Source organism: Rhodococcus sp. OK611 (assembly GCF_003050885.1).
Lineage (GTDB): Bacteria > Actinomycetota > Actinomycetes > Mycobacteriales > Mycobacteriaceae > Rhodococcus_G > Rhodococcus_G oryzae.
Genome location: NZ_QAOZ01000023.1, coordinates 61751 through 84866, shown reverse-complemented (window position 1 = coordinate 84866; position 23116 = coordinate 61751). Strand labels below are relative to the sequence as shown.

General features: G+C 72.0%; 12 protein-coding genes. 9 read left to right on the top strand and 3 right to left on the bottom strand.

The features are described 5' to 3' along the window. Positions 1–42 precede the first annotated feature (42 nt). Complete coding sequence (locus C8K38_RS27325) at positions 43–1380, top strand: T3SS (YopN, CesT) and YbjN peptide-binding chaperone 1 (protein ID WP_097214064.1); 1338 nt, start codon at positions 43–45, stop codon at positions 1378–1380. Positions 1381–1395: 15 nt separating this feature from the next. Here C8K38_RS27325 and recD read toward each other — a convergent pair whose 3' ends face one another. The 3 genes from recD to recC are packed head-to-tail and all read right to left on the bottom strand — an operon-like array spanning position 1396 to position 9838. Then, complete coding sequence (recD, locus tag C8K38_RS25050; RefSeq protein ID WP_097214063.1) at positions 1396–3246, bottom strand: exodeoxyribonuclease V subunit alpha; 1851 nt, start codon at positions 3244–3246, stop codon at positions 1396–1398. Beyond that, positions 3243–6593: a UvrD-helicase domain-containing protein gene (locus tag C8K38_RS25045; protein WP_097214062.1), complete on the bottom strand. Its 3351-nt coding sequence runs from the start codon at positions 6591–6593 to the stop codon at positions 3243–3245. Before C8K38_RS25045 ends, recD begins: the two co-directional genes overlap by 4 nt. Further along, entirely contained in the window at positions 6551–9838 is a 3288-nt protein-coding gene (gene recC, locus C8K38_RS25040; protein ID WP_097214061.1) for an exodeoxyribonuclease V subunit gamma, read from the bottom strand. The genes C8K38_RS25045 and recC overlap by 43 nt, the downstream gene beginning before the upstream one ends. Positions 9839–10035: 197 nt before the next feature. Here recC and C8K38_RS25035 point away from each other — a divergent pair, with 197 nt between their 5' ends. The 8 genes from C8K38_RS25035 (at position 10036) to C8K38_RS25000 (ending at position 23044) form a co-directional block, all read left to right on the top strand. Further along, a complete protein-coding gene (locus C8K38_RS25035; RefSeq protein ID WP_097214060.1) occupies positions 10036–13251 on the top strand; it encodes a protein kinase domain-containing protein in 3216 nt (1071 codons plus the stop codon). A gap of 128 nt (positions 13252–13379) precedes the next feature. Further along, positions 13380–16643, top strand: a complete 3264-nt coding sequence (locus C8K38_RS25030) for a protein kinase domain-containing protein (protein ID WP_097214059.1) — start codon at positions 13380–13382, stop codon at positions 16641–16643. Between the two features lie 124 nt (positions 16644–16767). Then, complete coding sequence (locus C8K38_RS25025; RefSeq protein WP_097214058.1) at positions 16768–17766, top strand: MBL fold metallo-hydrolase; 999 nt, start codon at positions 16768–16770, stop codon at positions 17764–17766. A 55-nt stretch (positions 17767–17821) separates the two neighbouring features. Further along, positions 17822–18697 (top strand): alpha/beta fold hydrolase, encoded by an 876-nt coding sequence (locus C8K38_RS25020; protein ID WP_097214057.1) that lies wholly within the window; start codon positions 17822–17824, stop codon positions 18695–18697. Positions 18698–18797: 100 nt separating this feature from the next. After that, the gene (locus C8K38_RS25015; protein ID WP_097214102.1) at positions 18798–19316 is read left to right on the top strand and encodes a cytochrome C5; all 519 of its coding nucleotides are present in this window, start codon (positions 18798–18800) and stop codon (positions 19314–19316) included. A gap of 78 nt (positions 19317–19394) precedes the next feature. After that, positions 19395–20918 (top strand): acyl-CoA synthetase, encoded by a 1524-nt coding sequence (locus C8K38_RS25010; protein ID WP_097214056.1) that lies wholly within the window; start codon positions 19395–19397, stop codon positions 20916–20918. A 174-nt stretch (positions 20919–21092) separates the two neighbouring features. Next, positions 21093–21785: an ABC transporter permease gene (locus C8K38_RS25005; RefSeq protein WP_179800705.1), complete on the top strand. Its 693-nt coding sequence runs from the start codon at positions 21093–21095 to the stop codon at positions 21783–21785. Further along, positions 21782–23044 carry an ABC transporter ATP-binding protein gene (locus C8K38_RS25000; RefSeq protein WP_097214055.1) on the top strand — a complete coding sequence of 421 codons (1263 nt, stop codon included), beginning with the start codon at positions 21782–21784 and terminating at the stop codon, positions 23042–23044. Before C8K38_RS25005 ends, C8K38_RS25000 begins: the two co-directional genes overlap by 4 nt. Positions 23045–23116 lie beyond the last annotated feature (72 nt).

Here is a 23116-nt window from a genome sequence, read left to right as displayed (position 1 = left end):
TCGGGAGTGCGGCCGGAGCGCGCTGCAGATGGGACCACACCGTTGCCGGACCTCGAAAAGTTCGACCAGGCCGTCGAACTGGCGTGGCGTGAGTTTCGCGGCACCCTCGCCGACCACATCGGCACGATGCGCGGCGAGGACATCCTCGTGGTCGAGCTCGCGGAGGAACCGGGCGTCGGCGGCTATCTCCCATGCGTGCAGTTCCTGGCCTGGGCCGAGGACCTGGTGCGCTGCGAGGTGCCCTCCAACGCGTTCCTCGATCCCCGTTTCGCCCTCTCCCCCGCCGACGAGGCGCTGCTGATCGAGCTGGGCTGGCAGCACCCCACCTGCGCGCCCGACGCCGATCCCGGCGACGGCTCCCCCGCCCACTTCCTCGACCGCACCGTCCGCTGGTCCGACCAGCTCGCCTCGATGGCCGTGGCGGCCTTCCGCGACGTCTGGAGCGTGCCGCACCCGAGCTTCCTGCGGGCCGAGGCCATCGGCAGCCGGGCCGGCAATCTCACCGGCCCCACCGTGCGGGACTGGCTCGCCTCGGACGTCGACCCGATGCTCGCCGTCGCCCCGCGCGACCCGGACCACCTGCGCGATCTCGTCGAGGCCGCCCTCACCGATCTGCTCGGCGACCAGCCGCAGGTCGACAGCGACGGCGACTTCGTCCTGACCATCGAGGGGCACGCGGTGTTCGTGATCCCGCACGCCACCGAACCCGTGGTCCGGCTGTGGGTGCCGCTGCTCTACCGGATCGGTGGCCGTACCCGTGCCGCCGAGACGGTCGCCGACCTCACCGCGCGCTGGTCGCACCTGCGGTTCGTCCTCCGCGAGGATCGCCTCAACGCGGTGATCGAGGTGCCCGGGTTTCCTTTCGTGCCACGACATCTGACCGACCTGCTGGACCGGCTCACCGCGTTCCTCGCGACCGTGGACCGATCGTTCGCCGCACGCTTCGACGCCGTCGGCTATCGCACCACCCCCTCGCCCGCCGGGGACCACGAGTGCGTACCGGACGTGCCGCCGTCGCTGATGGCGGTGATGCAGCTGGTGCTCTTCGGCGAGGGGGACCTCGACGCCGAGACCGCCGCCGACGTCTGCGAACGCGACCGCACCACCATCCTCGAGTACATGCGGATCAGCGCGGAACGCGCGGCGGAGTGGCGGGGCTCGCTGGAAAAGGCTCGCGCCGAGGCGGATCCGGACGAGATCGCGCTGTGTGAGGGCGAGGCCGCGGCCTGGTCCGACACCCTCGCCGCGCTCAGCGGCGCGCTGCGGGTCGTCAGCTTCTCCCGGCCCGGGCTGGCCCCCGCGCCACCCGTGGAACCGCCGCGGCAGATGGAGCTGTTCGAGGACCCGGCCGAGCTCACCCTGTTCGACGACCCCCGCTGAGCTGGCCCCCCGGAACTACCCCCGCCGCAACCCGCTCGCCCGCAGCACCCGCCGCCGCACCCCGGCCCGCACCGACGCCTCGTCCCCGACGATCCGCACGTGCCCGCGCGCGCGGGTGATGGCCGTGTACAACAGCTCCCGCGTCAGCAGCGACGACTCCTCGCCGGGCAGCACCACGGACACCGTGTCGTACTGGCTGCCCTGGCTGCGGTGGATCGTCATCGCGTACACCGTCTGCACGGCGGACAGCCGGCTCGGGTGCAACAGCAGCGGCTCATCGCCCCGAGCGAAGGCGGCCACCAGCTCGCCGTCGCCTCGGTCCACCACCACGCCGGTGTCGCCGTTGTAGATCCGCACCTCGTGGTCGTTCGCGGTCACCAGCAGCGGCTGCCCGGCGTACCAGCGGTCCGGGTCCAGCCGGGTCCCCGTCGCCGCGCCGATCCACTCCATCGACGATCGCGCCCACCACTCCACGCCGAACGGGCCCTCGCGGTGCGCGCACAGCAGGCGGTGCGCCTCCGACGCCTTCAGCGCCGCCGCGACGTCACCGGCCGAGGCCGCCTCGGTCACCGCCGCCGCACCGGACACCACGTCCGAGCGCAGCGCGGCCAGATCGTCCGGCGCCACGAAGGACACCTCGTCCGCCCCGGAGCGCAGGATCGCCATCACCGCGTCCTCGTCGCCGTCGCGCACCGCGACCGCCAGCCGGGCGATCTCGCCGCCGAACCGGCGGCCGCGGCTGAGCCGAACCACGCCGCCGCGCAACCGATCCCGCTCCCCCTCGCTGAGCGCGGCCTCGTCGGGATCGTCGGCCGCGTCCAGGTCCGCGCCCACCACCCGCGCCAGCAGCGGGTTCTCCGTCCCGGTCACCGGCCGCGCCACCAGGTCCGCCAGCACCGCGCCCGCGTCCACCGAGGTCAACTGGTCCGGGTCCCCCACCAGCACCAGCCGGGTGTCCGGACGCAGCGCCTCGAGCAGCCGGCACATCATCGTCAGCGAGACCATCGACGTCTCGTCGACCACCACCACGTCGTACGGCAGGTGGTTGCCCGCGTTGTACCGGTACCGGCTCGCGCCCACCCGCTGCCAGCCGAGCATCCGGTGCAGCGTCATCGCCGCCAGCCCGGCTGGCAGCCTCACCTCCTCCGCCTGCTCGCGCACCGCCTCCTGCAGCCGGGCTGCCGCCTTGCCGGTCGGCGCGGCCAGCCCGATCCGCAGCCCGGGGCCGTGCTCGGCGAGCAGCAGCGCCAGCACCCGCGCCACCGTGTGCGTTTTGCCGGTGCCGGGGCCGCCGACGATCACCGCCGTCCGGTGCGTGGCGGCCACCGCCGCGGCGATCCGCTGCCGGTCCGGGGCGGCCGAGCCGCCGAACAGCTCCGTCAGGCCCGCCCGCAGCCGGTCCTCGTCCACCGCGGGATGGCCGAGGGCGCGCTCGTCGAGCACCCGCCGAATGGTCTGCTCCTGCCGAAAGTACTTCTCCAGGTAGAGCAGCCCGCCGTCCTCGGTGTCGACGAGCCGCAGGGGGCGCAGCGGCCCCTTCTCCCCGCCGATCACTAGCGGGCTGCGCCGCAACGCCGCCAGCACGTCCGCGTCCTCGGGCCAGGGCAGCGCCTCCAGGTCCACGGGCTCCCCGTCCGCGGGCACGTCGACGGTGACCTCCCGGATCCGGCCCAGGTCCAGGCACACCGAGCCGGAGCGCACCGCGCGCACCGCCAGCGCCGTCGCCAGCAGCGCCTCCTCGGCGGCCTCCCCGCCGAGCGCGCCGAGCCGCAGCGCGACGTGCACGTCCGCGGCAGCGAGCACCCCGGCCTCGTTGAACACCCGCAGCGCGCCCTTGCCGCGCTGCGCCACCTGCACCTCGGTCACGGTGCCCCCTCGATTCCGGCCAGCAGGTCCGACAGCTCGGTCACCAACGCGGCGGGCGGGTACCAGTCGAAGACGCCCGCGCCGGCCGGGCTGTCCGGGCCGGCCATGCCGCGCACGAATAGGTACTGCACCCCGCCGAGGTGGGTGGCCGGGTCATAGCCGGGCAGCCGCCAGCGCAGATACCGGTGCAGCGCAACCGCATACAGCAGCGCCTGCAGCGGGTAGTGGGCGCGCATCATCTCCGCGGCCATCGTCTCGGTGGTGAAGTCGGCGGTAGTGAGATCGCCCGGAGCCAGCCGGTTCGTCTTGTAGTCCACCACCACGAAGCGGGGCCCGGGCAGCCGAAGCACCGCGTCGATGCTGCCGGTGAGGTAGCCGCGCAGCGGCGCCGCCCCGAGGGTCTCGAACAGCGCCGCGTAGCCGGCCAGCGGGTCGTCGGCGGGCAGGTGCCTGCGCAGCAGGGGCGCGACCCCGGCGAGGGTCACCTCCGCGTCGGTGTCCTCGCCGCCTGCGAGCGGCAGCTCGAAGTCCAGCTCCGGCAACCGATCCGACGGCGGGATCGACGCCAGCGTGTGCCCGCCGCCTCCTCGGGCGGAGCCTCGGGCCATTCCACCCAGCGGCGTGTGCAGGACGGGAACGAGCGCCGCCGCGAGCGCGTCCGGATCCACCCCGGAGAACCCGGCGGCCACCGTCTCGCGGCAGCACCGCACCAGCTCGGCCTCCAGGTCCGCGGCGGCGGTGTCGACCTCCTCGAGCACCTCGTGCACGAGGGTGCCAAACGCGGCCCCGGCGGGCAGCCCGTTCATCGGCGACGGCAGGCCCACCGCCTCGGTGGGCGCGACCAGCGGCGGCTCGTCCGGCTCGTCGTCGAGCTCGGGTTCCTCCGCCTCGCTGCCGACACTGGGCGGGGCGTCGTGCGCGTGCGCGGTCAGCGCCGAGTACGAGGTGCGGCGCCAGGCGGCGTCGAGGTCGCGGTCGAATCGCGCCGCGGCCAGCTCCCCGACCTCCTCCTGCGGCGGCGTCCACTCCGGCACCACGATCGGGTCGGCGCCGACGGCCTCCACCCGCACCAGCTCGGAGTCGCCCGCCCACGCCGAGAGCCGCTGCGCGACATCCGGATCGGCGGGCACCCGTTCCTGGGCCGGTACCGCCAGCTCGCCGGGCCGCCGGGCCAGCAGCATCCGGTGCAGCGGCGCCGCCTTCGTCGAATAGGCGGGCGCCCACCACAGCACCAGCTGACACATGGCCCGGGTCAGCGCGACGTACAGCAGCCGCAGCTCCTCCCCGGCCTCCTCCTCGTCGTGCCGCTTCTTGCGTTCGTCGTAGCCGGGGCCCTCGGGCCCGCCGACGTCGAGGATGCGGCGGCCGTCCGCGTCGTGCAGCAGCAGCTTGTCGGGCTTGGGGTTCTTCGCCGCGTCCCACGCGTACGGCAGGTACACGATCGGGTACTCGAGGCCCTTGGTGGCGTGCACGGTGGCGATCTGCACGGCCGCGGCGTCGCTGTCGAGGCGGCGGCTGCGGTCGATGCCGCCGATCGCGGGGTCGCGCATCCGGTCGGTGAGCCACCGGGTGAGCGCGGTGAGCCCGAGGGATTCGGCGACGGCGGCCTCGTTGAGCAGCTGTGCGACGTGTCGCAGGTCGGTCAGGCGCCGCTCCCCCGCGGCCCGCGACAGCATCCGGGCCTCGAGCCCGCTCCACGCCGCCAGCCGCTCGAACAGCGCGGCAAACCCGGACTGCGCGAACACCGCCGACAGGTCCCGCAGCCGCCCGCCGATCTGCGCGACCGCGTCGTCGCCTGCGCCGTCGAGCTCGGCGGCGGTGCGCCCGAGCAGCGGGGTGAGCGCCGCCAGCCGCACCCGGTCCGAGCGGTGCGGCTGCTCGATCGCCTGCAGCAGCCACAGCCAGTCGCGGGCGGCGGGGGTGAGGAAGACGCTCAGCCCGCCGACGGTGACCGCGGGCACCCCGGCCCGGTCCAGCGCGTCGTGCACCAGGGCGACCTGCGCGTTGGTGCGGACCAGCACCGCGATGTCGCCGGGCTCGACGGGCCGCGGGCCGGGGCCCCGGTCCACCGTCTGGCCGCCGCCGAGCAGCCGCACGATGTCCGCGGCCAGGTCCGCCGCCACCCGCCCGCGCAGCGGCCCGACGGCGGGAAAGCCGGTCTTGCCCAACGGTCCCGCGCCCGCGCGCGGCAGGTGCCGCAGCCGCAGCGGTACCGCCGCGCCGATCCGCGAGCCCGTCTTGGCGGCGTCGACGGGGTGCACCACGATCTGCGGGTGGCCGAGCGCGGCGCCGCCGTGCAGGTGCGCGAGCGCGTCCAGCAGCGGGGCGTCGCTGCGCCAGTTGGTGGTGAGCTCCTGGTGGCTGTCGGCGGCGCCGACCGCGTCCAGGTAGGCCAGCACCTCCGCGCCGCGAAACGCGTAGATGGCCTGCTTGGGGTCGCCGACGAGGATCAGCGTCGACTGCCCGTGGAAGGCGCTGCGCAGGATCCCCCACTGCAGCGGGTCGGTGTCCTGGAACTCGTCGACGAGCACCACCGAGTAGCGGTCGCGGACCCGGCGGCAGGCGGCCGGGCCGTGCACGGGATCGGTGAGCACGCCGTGCAGCAGCGCGGGCAGGTCGTCGAAGTCGCGGACGCCGACCGCGCGCTTGCGGCGGTGCGCCTCGGCCCGCACGGCCGCGGCGAACGCGGCCGCGTCCGCTGCTGGTGTCCCGTCCGCGTCGTCGGGTGCCAGCGCGGCCTGCGGGTCGAAGATGGCCGCCCGCGCCGCCTTTCGTGCCTCACCGGGGGTCAGCGAGGGCGACCCGCCGCGGCCGAAGGTGCTCAGGTACAGGTCGCCGATCACCTCGGCGTTGAGGTCGGTGGCCTCCTCGACCAGCACCGCGTCGGGGTCGCGCTCCCCGGCGATGCCGAGGCCGTCGAGCATCCGCTGGCAGAAGCTGTGGGTGGTGGCGATGGTGGCGGCATCGAAGTCCGACAGGGCCTGCAGCAGGCGGCGCCTGCGCAGCGCCACGGTGTCGGGGTCGGCGTCGGCGAGGTGCGCGACGAGCGGGTCCCGGCTGCTCGACGGGTCCGCGAGACCGGCCGCGGCGGAGGCGAACCGCTCCCGGGTGCGCTCGCGCAGCTCCTTCGTCGCGGCGCGGCTGAACGTGACGAGCAGCAGGCTCGCCGGGTCCACCCCGGCCTCGGCGACGAAGCGCGCGGCCAGGCCGACGATGGCGTAGGTCTTGCCGGTGCCCGCGCTCGCCTCGAGCACCGTGGTGCCCTTCGGCAGCGGGCCGAGCAGGTCGAAAGGGGTGCGCCCGTTCACGGTTCTCCCAACGTCTCGGCTGCCAGCAGCGGGTCCCACAGCTCGCGGGCCACCGCGCCGAAGACACTGCCCTCCACCGGATCCGGCGCCGCGGTCAGCACGGACAGCGCGGGCGCGGCCCCGTACACGTAGCCGAGGTGCCGGTCGGCGGCGTCGCCGAAGGTGCCGCCCCACTCCTTGCCCGCGGCCTCCATCGCCATCTCCACGGATGCGCCGCCGGAGCGGCGTTCCGCGTACGCCGCCGATGCGCCGGTGGCCATCGACGGCGGGGCCTGCAGCCCTCGGTCGCGCAGCTCGACGAGGCGCGCCAGCTGGGCGAGCGCGTCCTCCGGCGCGGTGAGGGTGGACTGCCAGGTGGGGCGGCGGTACTGGCCGCGGCCGGTGGTCACCGCCCGCCACTGTGTGCCTTGCGCGGCCCGCCGCGGTGTCTCGCGCGGCCCGGCCGACGCGGCGACCGCCAGCAGCTGCGCCCACGCCGTCAGCCGGTGCTTGGCCGCCAGCCGCGAGAACGTAGTCCGCGCGATCACCGTCCCGTACACGCCGCCGACGGTGCCGGTGAGCCGCCGACCCGATCCGAGATCGACGTCCACGTCGATCGTCTCGGCGCCACCGGGCTGGCGTCCGGCGGCGGCGAGGGAGCGCACCGTCGCCTCGATCTCGCCGAGCGCGCTGTCCCCCAGGCCGAACGGCGGCAGCGTGCCGCGGCGCCACTCGGCGGCCCGGAAGTCCGCGACCCCGTCGGCAAAGTCCCGGTCGTCGGCGAGCAGCGTCGCGAGCATCCGTTCGCCGATGTCCCACTTCGCCAGCGGGTCCAGCTCCAGGTCCAGCGCGTCGGCGATGTCCTCGTCCAGCTCCGGCACCCGCAGCCCGAGCCGCTGCCGCAGGAACGCCTGGGTGGGGTGGACCAGGAACGCGACCAGCTCGGCGAGGTCGACGTCGCCCGGGGTGGTCGGCGGCAGCGGCTTCGCGAGGAACGCGGCCTCGGGTTCGGGCGGGCGCTGCGCGGCCCGCGCCCCGGCCAGCGCGGCGGCGTCGAAGCTGAACGGGCCGTCGGGCCGGAAATTGCGGGCGTCGAAGGGCTGCAACGGATGCCGCGTCAGCGCCGCGTCCGAACGGCCCGCCATGGTGTCGAGGACGTCGCACAGTTCGCTGAGCGGGATCGCCGGTGGCCGCCGGGAGCCGCTGACCGGGTCGGCGCCGGTGTAGAACAGCACCAGCCTCTCGCTGGCGGACATGACCGCGTCGAGCAGCAGCTGCCGGTCCTCGCTGCGCGGATCCCGTTCCCCCGGCAGCGGTCTGCGCGCCAGGACGTCGTCGCCGTCGACGCCCGCGCCGCGAGGGAAGACCTCGTCGTCGAGCCCGAGCAGCACCACCACGCGGTGCGGCACCGAGCGCATCGGCACCATCGTGCACACGGTCAGCTCGCCGGTGCGGAAGTTGGCGCGGGTCGGCCGCCCCGCCAGCCGGGCGCGGAGCATCGCGCGCACATCGGCCAGCCGCAGCTCGCGGTCGCCGCCGTGCTCGACGGCGGCGGCGAGCTCGCGCTGCGCCTGCCCCAGCTGCCAGGCGTCGCGCTCGCGCACGTCGACGAGCAGGTCCAGGGCGCGGGCCAGGCCCGCCGACCAGCGGTCGGTCGGCTGCGGGCCGCGCAGCCCGCGCAGGGACACGTCGAGCCGGTCGACGAACTCGGCGAGCCGGCCGGTGAGGTCGATGTCGTTGCTGTCGACGTCGTCGAGCGGCAGCGACAGCGAGAGCCACTGGCCGTCCGCACCGTCCGCGGCGGCGCCGAGCAGGATGCGGTCCAGCGCCGACCGCACGGTGTTCTGCGGGAAGTCGCCGAGCCCGAAGTCGGTGCGCTGCATGGGCCCGATCCCCCACCGCGCCCCGGCGGCGGTGGTCCACTCGCGCAGCCGCTCGAGGTCGTCATCGGTGAACCGGAAGCGGCGGCGGACGGGTTCGGCGGCGGCGAGGTCGAGCACCTGGCTGGCGGTGACGCGGCCGTCGGCCAGCCCGAGCAGCGTCGCGACGACGGCGAGCACCGGATTGGTCTGGTGCAGTGCGCGATCGGCGAGCCGCACCCGCAGCCGGTGCCCGGGGTGCCCCACCGATTCCTGGCCGAATGCGGCCCGCACCAGCGGCGCGTAGGTCTCCACGTCCGGGCACATGACCAGCACGTCGCGCGGCTCCAGCGTCGGATCGTCCTGGAACAGGTGCAGCAGCGATTCGCGCAGCACCTCCACCTGCCGGGCCGGGCCGTGGCAGGAATGCACCTGCACGCTGCCGTCGGCCGCACTTCCGGCGGTGGGCGCGCGGTCGGCGGCGATGTCGGCCTGCAGTCGGCCGAGCAGGGTGACCGGGGTCGGGGCGGCGCGGTGGTGCGCGTGCTCGATGCCGGGCTGGCTCAGCCGGGCCTGCAGCTCGCGGACGTCGCGGGCCAGTCCGGCCAGCAGCGGGTGCGTGACGGCGAGCGCGCCGTCGTCCTCGGCCCGGGCGGCCGCCGGGGCGCGATCGGCCAGCGCCGCCCACATGCCGGGGCTGGGATGCGGAACCCACAGGTGCACATCACGATTCGCGGCGATCGCGGACAGCACGTCGATCTGGGCGGTGGTGAGCCGGGTGGGCCCGAACACCGATAGTCGGCCCGGCAGGTCGACCAGGCCCGGCTCGGCGACCAGCCTCGTGCAGGCGTCGACCAGTCGCTCGGCGGGGCTTTCGGTACCCACACGCCCGCGCAGTCGCCGCCACAGCTCCGCCTGCCAGTGCAGGTCGTCGTCGAGCGGGCCGCCTGCGCCGTCACTGTCGCCTCCCGCAGCCCAGTCCTGCAGCATCGCGGGCCGCTGCGCGCCGTAGCTGCGGAACAGCTCGGTCAGGTGCGCGGCGGTGCCGTAGCGGCGGCCGCGCCGGTGGTCGTCGGCGCCGTTGCCGAGGTGACGCGCCAGCACGGACGCCCACGGCTCGTCGAGGACGTCGTCGATGACGCCGAGCAGCGTCCAGAGCAGCCGCGCCGGGTTCCACGGGTCCTCGTCCGCGGTCATACCGGTCGCCGCGGCCATGGCCTCGTCGACCAGCCGGGTCGGCGACGGGAACTCGATGTTCGCCGCAACCCCGTCGCCGTCAACCGCGCCGAGGGTGGCCGACAACCGCTGCGTCAGCCAGCGCTCGACACCCTTCGCGGGGACCGCGATCACCTCGGGGGCGAACGGGTCGGCCAGCGGGCTCCTCAGCACGTCAGCCAGCGCGGCCGCCAGGGTGTCGGAGCGTTCGGCGCGGTGCAGCGTCAGCACGTACTCCCCCTACGTTCGAAACTCCCCGATGGTCGGCTCAGGCTTATCACAGCGCACCGACTTCCCGGTGGACCGCTGGTAGACCGCCCCGAACCGGTGGCACTATGGAGTTCCGGAGCCAGGCCGGATCTGCTGCCGAGGTGAGTGCCGTGCCGCATCGTCAAGGACGCCATACGCGCGACAGGTCGGCGTGACCGATGGCCGGAAACGATCCGTCCGTGGCCCAGCGCGATGTGACCTCCTCGGTGACATCGGAGCTGGCCGCCGCCGGGTTCATCGATGCGACCGAGATCGGCCACGGCGGCTTCGGCGTCGTCTACCGGTGCACGGAGGCCACCCTGGACCGCACCGTGGCCGTGAAGGTGCTCACCGCCGACCTCGACGAGGAGAACCTCACCCGGTTCTTCCGGGAACAGCGGGCGATGGGCAGGCTCACCGGGCATCCCAATATCGTCAACGTCCTGCAGGTCGGCACCACCTCGAGCGGCCTGCCCTACCTGGTGATGCCCTATCACCCGCGACGCTCGCTCGATCTGCGCCTGCGCGACCACGGGCGGCTGTCGCTCGAACAGGCACTGCAACTCGGCGTGAAGGTTGCCGGTGCCGTGGAGTCCGCGCACCGCATCGGCATCCTGCATCGAGACGTCAAACCGGCCAATGTGATCCTCACCGACTACGGCGAACCGGCGCTCGCCGACTTCGGCATCGCACACCTGCCGGACGAGTTCGAGACCGCCACCGGCACGATCACCGCGACTCCGGCCTTCACCGCACCCGAAATCCTCGGCGGTGGCCCGCCCAGTGCCGCGGGGGACGTGTACGGGCTCGGTGCGACGGTGTGCTGCGCCCTCACCGGCCACCCGGCCGTCGAGCCCCGGCCGGACCTGCGCGAACTCGACATCCCCGACGACGTGGCCTCCGCCGTCGAGCGCGCCATGTCCGCCGATCCCGACGCTCGCCCGACGGCCGCGCAACTCGGCGACGTCCTGCGCGAGATCCAGTTCCGCCACGGTCTTCCGGTCGACGAGATGGCGCTGAAGTCCGTGGCCGCTCCGAAGCGCGGTCATCATCGGCCGTCGGCTAGCGACACGCGCCAGTTGACCGGACACTCGACGCGGGGAATGAAGGGAAACCTGCCCGCGGACCTGACGAGCTTCGTCGACCGTCGCAGCGAGCTGACCGAGGCGAAGGAGATGCTGACGACCTCACGGCTGGTGACGCTCACCGGGATCGGCGGCGTCGGGAAGACCCGCCTCGCGCTGCGGATCGCGACGAGCGCCCAGCGCGGCGGCTTCCGCGATGGCGCGTGGCTGGTGGAGTTGTCCGACCTGCACGACGAGTCGCTGCTCGCCGGCGTGGCGGCGGCCGCTCTCGGACTGAAGTCCTTCTCTGCCCAACCCATGCAGACGGTCCTCGCGGAGTACCTCGAGCCGCGCCAGACCCTGCTGGTGCTCGACAACTGCGAGCAGCTTGTCGACGCGGTGGCGGACCTGACCCAAACCCTGCTGCAACGCTGCCCTGAGCTGCGCATACTCGCCACCAGCCGGGAAGCGCTCGGCATCGCCGGTGAGGCGACCATACGGGTGCCGTCGCTCAGCGCGCCTGCCCCCGACCGTCGGCTCGATCTCGGGGCGCTACCCAACTACGACGCGGTGACCCTGTTCGCCGACCGCGCCGTCGCGGTCGTGTCGGGATTCACGCTCACCGAGGACAACATGGCCGCCGTGGCCGGGATCTGCCACCGGCTCGAGGGACTTCCCCTGCCGATCGAGCTGGCGGCGGGACGATTGCGGGCGCTGTCACCCGAGCAGATCCTGCAACGGCTCACCGACCGCTTCACCCTCCTGACCGGTGGCGGACGCACCGCCCCCACCCGGCAGCAGACCCTCCGGCTGTCCGTCGACTGGAGCTACGAGTTGTGCACGCCCGAGGAACAGCAACTGTGGGCTCGCCTGTCGGTGTTTGCGGGCAGCTTCGAGCTCGCCGCGGTGGAACATGTCTGCGGCGCCGACCTGACGCCGGGTGCGCTGCTCGATCTGGTTGCGTCGCTGGTGGAGAAGTCGATTCTGATTCACGAGGAATCGGCGGCCACCGGCCGGTACGGACTCCTCGACACCATCCGCGAGTACGGTCTCGAGAAGCTCGCGGAGTCCGGCGAGTACGAAGAGATGCGGCGACGCCACAGGCACTGGTTCCAGCGCCTGGCGCTGCTGGCGGAAGCCGACTGGATAGGCCCGCGCCAGCTGGACTGGATCGCCCGACTGAAGCTGGATCAGCAGAACTTTCGTGAGGCACTGGACGCCAGCATGGCGGGGCCGAGCGACGCGGCGGTCGGTCTCCGGATCACGGCCGCGCTGTTCCCGTTCTGGCTTGCCAGCGGGCAGCTCAACGAGGGCGCACACTGGACCGAACGAATGCTGACCGTCGAGGGCCTGCCGCGGGGCAGGGAGTGGGTGCGGGCGGTAGGCCTCGGCGCGGTGCTCAACGGCTTCCGCGGCGACATCGCCGCCGGCACGGAATGGGTCGGATGGGCGCGCGCGGCAGCGGATCCGGACGACCCGATCGGTGCCGCGACCACCGACTACGCCGCAGCCCTCCTCGCACTGACAACGAATGACATACCCACCGCAGCAACATGTTTCGACTCCGCCTTGGAGAAGTGCCCCGCCGACAACGACCTCCTGCGGCTCGCCGTCCTGACCGGTGTCGAGGTGACCCGCGGGCTGCTCGGGCAGACGGCGACGGCGGCCGACTGCCTCCAGCAGATGCTGGACATCACCGAGCCACGCGGCGAGGTCGTGTTCCGGGCGTGGGCCCTGCAGACGCTGGCGTTGACCGTGTGGCCGACCGATCCGCAGCGGGCGATGGTGCTGGTGGAACGGGCGCTGCGACTGTGCCGATCCTTCGACGATCCGTACGGCTCCTCGCTGTGTATCGACTGTCTGGCCTGGACCGCCGCGGCCGACGGCGACTACCCGAGGTCCGCGATGTTGCTCGGCTCCGCGCAGGCGATACGGCAGATGGGGGGCGTGCAGACCATCGCAATCCCGAGCTGGCGCGCACACCACGACGAGTGCGAGCGACGGACCCGCAAGGCACTCGGGCAGAAGTCCTACGACGCGAGCTACGGGGAAGGCGCCTCCAGGAGCTTCGGGAAGGCCGTCGCGTACGCACTGGCCGAGTCGTCCGCACCGCCTCGGAGCCCGGCCGCCACGGACAAACCCACCCTGACCAAACGGGAGTTCCAGGTGGCCGGCCTCGTCGCGGAGGGGCTGACGAACAGCGCGATCGCCGGCCGGCTTTTCATCTCGCAACGGACCGCCGAGGGACACGTCCAGCGCATGCTCGCCAAGCTGGGATTCACCTCGCGAACGCAGGTCGCCGCCTGGATGGTCGAACAGGACCAGGGCTGAGACCACGTTCGGGTGGCACTATGGAGTTCCGGAGCCAGGCCAGCTCTTGCGGTCGGCCACGTCCGCTCCCTGCCCGTGAGGTGAGTACCGTGCCGCATCGTCGAGAACGCCACAGATCGGCATGACCGATGGTCGGTGACGATCCGTTCGCGACCCAGCGCGGTGTGCCCCCGTCGGCGACATCGGAGCTGGCCGCCGCCGGGTTCACCGATGCGACCGAGATCGGGCGCGGCGGCTTCGGCGTCGTCTACCGCTGCACGGAGGCGACGCTGGACCGCACCGTGGCGGTGAAGGTGCTCACCGCCGACCTCGACGAGGAGAATCGGACGCGCTTCGTCCGGGAACAGCGGGCGATGGGCCGGCTCACCGGGCATCCCAATATCGTCAACGTCCTGCAGGTCGGCACCACCGCGAACGGCCATCCCTACATCGTGATGCCCTATTACGAGCAGCGTTCCCTCGATGTGCGCATCCGCGACCACGGTCCGCTGTCGCTCGAGCAGACGCTGCAACTCGGTGTGAAGCTGGCGGGCGCGGTGGAGTCCGCGCACCGGCTCGGCATCCTGCATCGCGACATCAAGCCGGCCAACGTCATCCTCACCGACTACGGCGAGTCGGCGCTCTCCGACTTCGGCATCGCACATCTCCCCGACGGGTTCGAGACCGCCACCGGCACGTTCACCGCCACCCCGGCCTTCACCGCGCCCGAGGTCCTCGGCGGTGGCCCGTCCAGTGCCTCCGCGGACGTCTACGCGCTCGGTGCCACGGTGTTCTGCGCCCTCACCGGCCACGCGGCCTTCGAGCGTCGCAGCGGCGAGCAGGTCGTCGCGCAGTTCGTGCGTATCACCTCGCAGCCCGTTCCGGACCTGCGCGAACTCGACATTCCCGACGACGTGGCCGCCGCCATCGAGCACGCCATGTCCGCCGATCCGGGCTCCCGCCCCGCGGCCGCGCAGCTCGGCAACGTCCTGCGTGAGATCCAGTTCCGCCACGGTTATCCGGTCGACGAGATGGCGTTGCAATCCATCGCCGTCAAGCGCGGCGATCGTCGTCCGTCGGCGGATGGCGGGATTCCGCCGACCGGGCCGTCGACGCGGGGCCGGAAGGGGAACCTGCCCGCGGAGCTGACGAGTTTCGTCAACCGCCGCAGCGAACTGACCGAGGCGAAGGAGATGCTGTCGTCGTCCCGGCTGCTGACCCTCACCGGCATCGGTGGCGTCGGGAAGACCCGCCTCTCGCTGCGGATCGCGACGAGTGTCCAGCGTGCCTTCCGCGACGGGGCGTGGCTGGTCGAACTGGCCGACCTGCGTGACGAGTCGCTGGTGGTCGGCGTGGTGGCCGCCGCCCTCGGGCTGCAGTCCTTCTCCCGCGAGCCGCTGCAGACGGTCCTCGCGGAATTTCTCGAGCCGCGCCAGATCCTGCTGGTCCTCGACAACTGCGAGCAGGTGATCGACGCGGTCGCGGAACTCGCCGAGACCCTGCTCCGGTACTGCCCCGAGCTGCGCATCGTGGCCACCAGCAGGGAAGCCCTCGCCATCGGAGGGGAAGCGACCCTGCGGGTTCCGCCGCTCAGCGCGCCCGCCCCCGACCATCAGCTCGACCTGGGGGCACTGCCCAGCTACGACGCGGTGACCCTGTTCGCCGAACGCGCCACCGCGGTCGTTCCGGAATTCGCGCTCACCGAGGACAACATGGCCGCCGTGGCCGGGATCTGCCACCGGCTCGACGGGCTGCCGCTGCCGATCGAACTAGCCGCGGGACGATTGGCCGCACTGTCCCCCGAACAGATCCTGCAACGGCTCACCGACCGCTTCACACTCCTGACCCGCGGCGGACGCACCGCCCCGACGCGGCAGCAGACCCTCCGGCTCAGCGTCGACTGGAGCCACGAGCTGTGCACGCCGCAGGAGCAACAGCTGTGGGCCCGCCTCTCCGTGTTCGCGGGCAGCTTCGAACTCACCGCGGTGGAGCAGGTCTGCGGCGCGGACCTGACGCCGGGCGCGCTGCTCGACCTGGTCGCGTCGCTGGTGGAGAAGTCGATCCTGATCCACGAGGAATCGGCCAGGGCGGGGCGGTACGGGCTCCTGGACACCATCCGCGAGTACGGCCTCGAGAAGCTGGCGGAGTCCGGCGAGTACGCACTCATGCGGCGACGCCACCTCGACTGGTACGAGCGCCTGGCGCTGAGGGCGGAAGGCGACTGGATAGGGCCCCGCCAGCTGGACTGGATCGCCCACCTGAAGCTGGACCAGCAGAACTTTCGCGAGGCACTGGATACCAGCATGACGGAGCCGGGTGAGGTGGCCGCCGGTCTGCGCATCACGGCCGCCCTGTACCCGTTCTGGCTCATCAGCGGACAGATCAACGAGGGCGCCCGCTGGACCGAGCGACTGCTGACCGTCGAGGACGTTCCGCGCGGCCCGGAATGGGTGCGGGCGGTGAGCCTCGGCGCGGCGCTCAACGGGTTTCGGAGCGACATCGAGACCGGCGCCCAGTGGATCGGGTGGGCGCGAGCGGCAGCAGCGGACACCGGCGACCCGGACGCCGCCGCGACCGCGTTCTACGCCGCAGGCGTTCTGGCGTTGGGCGCCAATGACGTATCCACCGCGGCAACATATTTCGACGCCGTCCTTGAGACCTGTCCGCCCGACGCCCACCTCCTGCGGGTCATCACCCTGACCGGCGCCGAGGTGGCCAGCGGGCTGCTCGGACAACCGGAGCGGGCAGCCGACTACCTCGAACAGGTGCTGGACATCACTGAGCCGCGCGGCGAGCTCGCGTTCCGGTCGTGGGCCGTGCGGACGCTCGGGTTGGCGGTGTGGACGACCGAGCCGGCGAGGGCGATCGCGCTGCTGGAACAGGCTCTGCGACTGTCCCGGTCCGTCGACAATTCGTTCGGCGCCGCTCCGAGCCTCGAGGGCCTGGCCTGGATCGCCGCGGCCGCTGGCGACCACACGAAGTCCGCGGTGCTGCTGGGCTGCGCGCAGGCCATGCGGCAGACGGGTGGCCTTCCGGAGATCGCGATCCCGGGGCTGCGCGCACAGCACGACGAGTGCGAGCGACTGACCCGCAAGGCACTCACGCCGAATTCGTTCGACGCGAGCTACCGCAAGGGCGCGTCCGCGAGTTTCGGGGAGGCCGTCGCCTACGCGCTGGGCGAGTCCACCGAGTCGTCTCGGGAGCGGGCCGACACTGGCAAGACCACCCTGACCCGCCGCGAACTCCAGGTCGCCGGCCTCGTCGCGGAGGGCCTGACCAACAGTGCCATCGCCGCCAGGCTGGTGATCTCGAAAAGGACCGCCGAGGGACACGTCGAACGGATCCTCGCCAAGCTGGGATTCACCTCCCGAACGCAGGTCGCCGCCTGGATGGTCGATCAGAACCGGGGCTGACATCGACCCGTGCACCGTCGGGCCGATCCCGCCGCCCGGGACCCGGGTATGGACCGGCGCGTCGACGTCCGGTAATGATGAGGACAAAGAGTTGAAACCAATTTCACTAGTGACGAGGTATCCCATGCTCGACGCGGCCGCCATCGGCGATGGCATTTTTCAGATTCCCGTTCCCATGTCCCACAACCCCCTTGGCACCACCCTCGTCTACGCGATGGAGTCCCCTGGTGGGATCGTCCTGGTCGATGCCGGCTGGGACGGCGACGAGGGGTGGGAGGGCCTGACCAGCGGACTCGAGTCGGTCGGGCACTCGATCTCCGAGGTCGAGGGCGTCGTGCTCACGCACTTCCACCCGGACCACACCGGTCTGTGCGGGCGGGTGCGCGAGGCCTCCGGGGCCTGGATCGCGATGCACGCCGATGACATGGACATGTTCGGGAAGATGTCCTCCCCCCACGACGAGGTCTGGCTCGCGGACCAGCAGGTGAACCTGACCCGCGCGGGCGCGACGCAGGCGGACCTCGACGCGTTCGCAGCCGTGGCGAACGGCAAGTCTCCGGCCGGCCCGGAATCGACTCCCGACCGGATCCTCGCCGACGACGAGGTGATCGCGTTGACCGGGCGCGGGCTGCGGGTGGTGTTCACGCCGGGCCACACCCCCGGCCACGCCTGCTTCTACCTCGAGGACGCCGACGTGATGTTCACCGGCGACCACGTGCTGCAGAAGACCACCCCGCACGTCGGCAACTTCGTCTACCCGCTCGAGGAGCGCGACGCGCTCGCCGAGTTCCTGGACTCACTGCGCCGCGTGCAGACGATGGACATCACCCGCGGCCTCGGCGCGCACGGCATCCCGATCGACGACGTCGCGGGCCGCGCAGGCGAGCTGATCGAGCACCACGAGGAGCGGCTCGAGCACCTGTACGCCGCGTTCGGCGACGACCAGATCACCGTCTGGGAGGTGGCCCAGCGGATGAAGTGGTACCGCCCGTGGACCGACTTCCACCCGATGGCCAAGGGCATGGCGTTGTCCGAGGCCGCCGCGCACCTGCGCCACCTGGTCGCGCGCGAGCAGGTCGCGCAGGTTCCGGGCAGCGAGCCTGCGCTGTTCGTGAGGCGGTAGCCGACACCGAAAACTCGGTCGCGAAACCCGCGGGCTGTGGGCGAGAATCGCGACCATGTCTGTGGATATCTCGGCGCCGGCCCGGCTGGGCGAATCGCGTCTCGCCGACGGGCGGGTGATCGGGTGGGCCGAATGGGGCCACCCGGACGGGATTCCGGTGCTGCTGAGCCCGGGCGCCGCCACCACCGGGACGCTCGGGTTCGGCGCCGAGGCAGTCGAGTCGCTCGGCGTGCGGCTCGTCGCGCTCGACCGCCCGGGCCTCGGCCGGTCGACGCCACTGCCCGGTAAGACCTTTCGGGACTTCGCGGCCGACGTCCGCGAGTTCGCCGCGCTGCGGGGGCTCGGCAACCCGGCAATCGTGGGCAACTCGCAGGGCGCGCCCTTCGCGCTCGCGTGTGCGGCGGCGGGCGTCGGCGCCGCGGTCGCGATCGTGTCCGGCAGCGACGAGGTGGCGGCGCCGCGATTCGCCGACGCCCTGCCAAAGCCACTGCGCGATCTCGTCGACCTGACCGCGTCGGACCCGGACACCGCGGAGCGCCTCTTCGCGACGTTCGATGCGGACGCCATGTGGCAGATGGTGATCGACACCAGCCCCGCGTCGGACGTCGCCGTCTACCGGGACCCCGTCTTCGAGCGTGCCTACCGCGGCAGCATGCGCGAGGCGTTCGCGCCGGGCCCCGCCGGTTACGCCCGCGACACAGTGCTGGCGATGGGCCGCTGGCCCTTCGACCTCACGACGATCCGTGTCCCCGTGGACCTCTGGTACGGCGATCAGGACACCAGCCACTCACCCGACCACGGCGATTGGCTGGCCACCCGCATCCCAGGAGCCGTTCGCCATCTGGTGCCCGGCATCGGCGGCGCCGTCCTGTGGACGCATGCCGAACCGATCCTGCGCACGCTGCTCGGTCACCTCGACTCGCGCACCTAGAGCGCACAGCTACTCTCGGCGACAGCCCTTCGAAGGCGCCGGTTGAACCAGCGCACGAACCGAAAGGGATGACCGAGCGCGCGCAGGAGGCATGGCCGTGATGGACCCGATTGACCGGCTCAGGGACGAGATCGCTCGGACTGGGTTGCTGACGGCCCCACTCGCCGACGACGGGATCGTCGTCGGCACCGCACAGCTGCGTGCTGCCGGGACCGAGGTCACGGTGAACGTCGATCCCGAGCTCGAGGATCGGACCGGCCTGGACGCCGGTGTGCTCCTTGCCGCTGTCGAACGACTGCTCACGATCACGACCGCGCGATGGGATCAGGTGGTCGACTCGATCGCCGAGGAGATCGAGGACGCGGTCGGCGATCAGAGCGTGGTCGAAGCGACCGACCTGCGCAATGATCTGACCCTCAGGTCCGTGGCCGTCCTGCACGACGCTGTCCTGCTGTCCTTCCTCGCGCCGAAGCAGTTCCCCGACAGCTGGATCCGGGCCCAGCTCGACGAGGATCTCGTCGTCGAGGATGTCGCCGTCGACGAGAAGGACGACGAGGTCGTCGAGTTCGAGTCGCTCGACGAACTGATGGACCACCTGAGTTCGACCGACGACCGCTAGGTCGCGTGATTCGGGCCACAATCGGGGCGGAAAAGCAACCCCTATCGCGATAGTTGGACGTCCGATAACCTGACGTCCATGAGTCTCGATCCGCGCACCAACACCGTCGACGGCGTGCTCCGCCGCTCGGCCGCCAAGTTTCCCGATCGCACCGCGCTGACCTTCGACGGTCGCAGCCGCAGCTACCGCGACCTCGACGACGCGGTGACCCGCGCCGCCGGCCACCTGCTGGCGCTCGGACTCGAGCCGGGCGACCGCGTCGCCGCGTACGGCACCAACTCCGACGCCTACGTCATCGGCTTCCTCGCCTGCGCCCGCGCGGGCCTGGTGCACGTGCCGGTGAACTACGCCCTCAAGGGCGAGGAGCTGAGCTACCTGGTGTCGCAGTCCGGGGCGCGGGCGGTTCTGGTCGACCCGGCGCTCGAGGGCACGCTGGCTTCGGTGCGCGAGAACCTGGCGATCGAGCACGTGCTGCCGCTGCGCGACGCGGACGGCTCGCTGCTCGAGCTCAGCGGCACCGGCGAGGTACCGGCGCTGGAGCCGCAGGCGGCCTCGACCGATCTGGTGCAGCTGCTCTACACCTCGGGCACCACGTCGAAGCCCAAGGGCGCCATGATGACCCACGGGGCGCTCGTGCACGAGTACGTCTCCTCGGTGATCGCGCTCGGCCTGTCCGCCGAGGACAACCCGCTGGTCTGCATGCCGCTGTACCACTCCGCCGGCATGCACGTGTTCGCGATCCCCTACCTGTCCGTGGGCGCGACAGTGAATCTGATGGCGGCGCCGGATATTCCGGAGATCCTGCGCCGCATCGAGGCCGAGAAGATCGGCTCGCTGTTCCTCGCGCCGACCGTGTGGGTGCCGCTGGCGAACCACCCGGACCTCGAGACCCGCGACCTGTCCTCGCTGACGAAGGCCCAGTACGGCGCGTCGATCATGCCGGTCACCGTGCTGAACCGTCTGCGCGAGCGCTACCCGAACCTCGGCTTCTACAACTGCTTCGGGCAGTCCGAGATCGGCCCGCTCGCGACGGTGCTGCAGCCCGAGGAGCACGAGGCCCGGCCGTCCGCGTGCGGGCGCGCGGTGTTCTTCGTCGAGACCCGGGTGGTCGACGCCGAGGGCAACGACGTGCCCGACGGCGAGTCCGGCGAGGTGCTGTACCGGTCCCCGCAGCTGTGCCAGGGCTACTGGGAGAACCCGGAGGCGACGGCTGAGGCGTTCCGCGACGGCTGGTTCCACTCCGGCGACCTCGTCACCCGCGACGCCGAGGGCTTCATCACCGTCGTCGACCGCATCAAGGACGTCATCAACACCGGCGGCATCCTGGTCGCCTCCCGCGAGGTCGAGGACGCCGTATACACCCACCCGGCCGTCGCCGAGGTCGCGGTGATCGGCACCCCCGACGAGAAGTGGATCGAGGCGATCACCGCCGTCGTGGTGCTGCGCGAAGACCACGAGCCGGTGACGGCCGAGGCCCTGATCGGGCACGTGAAGGAGCGCATCGCGCCGTTCAAGGTGCCGAAGAACATCCAGTTCGTCGACGCGCTGCCTCGGAACCAGAGCGGGAAGCTGCTCAAGCGGGAGTTGCGGACGGGGGCGTAGGGCTGGAACTCCCAGTATCGCGTTCCAGCTGTACTACGCCGTCAAGTCGTGAAGCGCGGCTGATCCTCAGCAGACCGCAACGGCGCCCCAACCCTCGGTCGGGGCGCCGTTGCGTGTTCGAAACCTGACACGCCACGTTTCGCGTTTCATTGCGCGGAGGCCGACCTGCGAGCAATGTGGTGGTCGGCGGGTGTGCGGACGGAGGTGTCGCCGGTGGACTTTCAGGCCTGGTGGGACTTTGTGTTCGCGCGACGCAGCCAACTGGTCACCGATTCCTACCTCCATGTGAGCGCGGTCGTGCAGTCGATCGTGATCGCGACGATCATTGCCGTCGGCATCGGCATCATGGTCTACCGCAGCCCGATCGGATCCGCGGTGGCCACCGGACTGGCCAGCACCATCCTCACCGTGCCCTCGTTCGCGTTGTTGGGTCTGCTCATCCCGATCCTCGGCCTCGGCGTGCGCCCGACCGTCACCGCACTGGTGCTCTACGGCCTACTACCGATCATCCGCAACACCATCATCGGTCTCGCCTCGGTGGACCCGGCCATCACCGACGCCGCGCGTGGGGTCGGGATGAACCGCCTTCGCGTGCTCGGGCGGATCGAGATGCCGCTGGCCTGGCCCTCGATCCTGGCCGGCATCCGGGTGAGCACCCAGATGCTGATGGGCATCCTGGCGATCGCCGCCTACGCCAAAGGCCCGGGCCTCGGCAACCTCATCTTCTCGGGCCTGTCCCGCGTGGGCAGCCCGACCGCGGTTCCGCAGGCACTGACCGGCACCGTGCTCATCGTCGTCCTGGCCCTGGTCCTGGACGGGCTCTACGTCCTGCTCGGCCGACTCACCACCTCGAGGGGGATCCGGTGACCGACACCGCATCGCGCAAGGGCACCGCCGCGCACCACGACCACACCCACGGGGTCGAGATCGTCCTCGACGACGTGGTCAAGCGCTACCCCGGGCAGGTGGACGCCGCGGTCGACCACGTCTCGATGACCATCCCCGCCGGCGAGACCGTGGTGTTCGTCGGACCCTCCGGGTGCGGGAAGACCACCACCATGCGGATGATCAACCGGCTGATCGAGCCGTCGTCGGGACGGATCACCATCGGCGGCAAGGACGCGCTGTCGATCGACCCCGACCAACTGCGCCGCGGCATCGGCTACTCCATCCAGCAGGCGGGTCTGTTCCCGCACCTGACGGTCGCCAAGAACGTCGCGACCGTGCCCGGCCTGATCGGGTGGGACCGCAAACGCATCGCCGAACGCACCGACGAGATGCTCGACCTCGTCGGCCTCGACCCCGACACCTACCGGGACCGGTATCCGCGACAGCTGTCCGGCGGTCAGCAGCAGCGGGTCGGGGTGGCCCGCGCGCTGGCGGCGGACCCACCGGTGCTGCTGATGGACGAGCCGTTCGGCGCCGTCGACCCGATCACCCGGGGCCTGCTGCAGGACGAGTTGATGCGACTGCAGTCCGAGCTCGGCAAGACCATCGTCTTCGTCACTCACGACTTCAACGAGGCCGTCAAGCTCGGCGACCGAATTGCGGTGCTGGGCAGCCAGTCTCACATCATGCAGTACGACACCCCGGAGGCGATCCTGGCTAACCCCGCCAACGACATGGTCGCCGGGTTCGTCGGGGCCGACGCCTCCCTCAAGCAACTGACCCTGAGCCGGGTCCGGGACGTGCGGCTGATCGAATGCCCGACCGCCCACGAGGACGGTTCCGTCGACGAGATGCGCCGGGCCCTGCTCGCCCGCCGACGGCAGTGGGGCCTGATCCTCGACGCCCGCAACCGCCCGGTCCGCTGGGTCTCCCCCGCGCACCTGGCCACCGTGGACTCGCTGCGCGACGTGGGTGATCCGGTCGGCGAGATCCTTTCGGTGCAGTCCACGCTGCAGGACGCCCTCGAGGCCCTGCTCGCAGAGTCCAGCGCGTCCACGGTCGTGACCGGACGCCGCGGCGAGTACGTCGGCCTCATCACCATCGACACCCTGGTGGAGAACCTGCGCCAGCTGCGCGACGAGCACGCGGACGACCACGACGACCTTTCCGACCCGGGCCCCAGCGCGCTCGACGAGCCCGGTGGGGCGCAGCGCGCTCCCGAGGAGCTGGCCCCGTGAGCACCGAGACGTCCCCGCGGGGCTCCGCGCCGGGCGCGGGCGTCGCCGCCACCGATGTGGCCGTCGTCGACC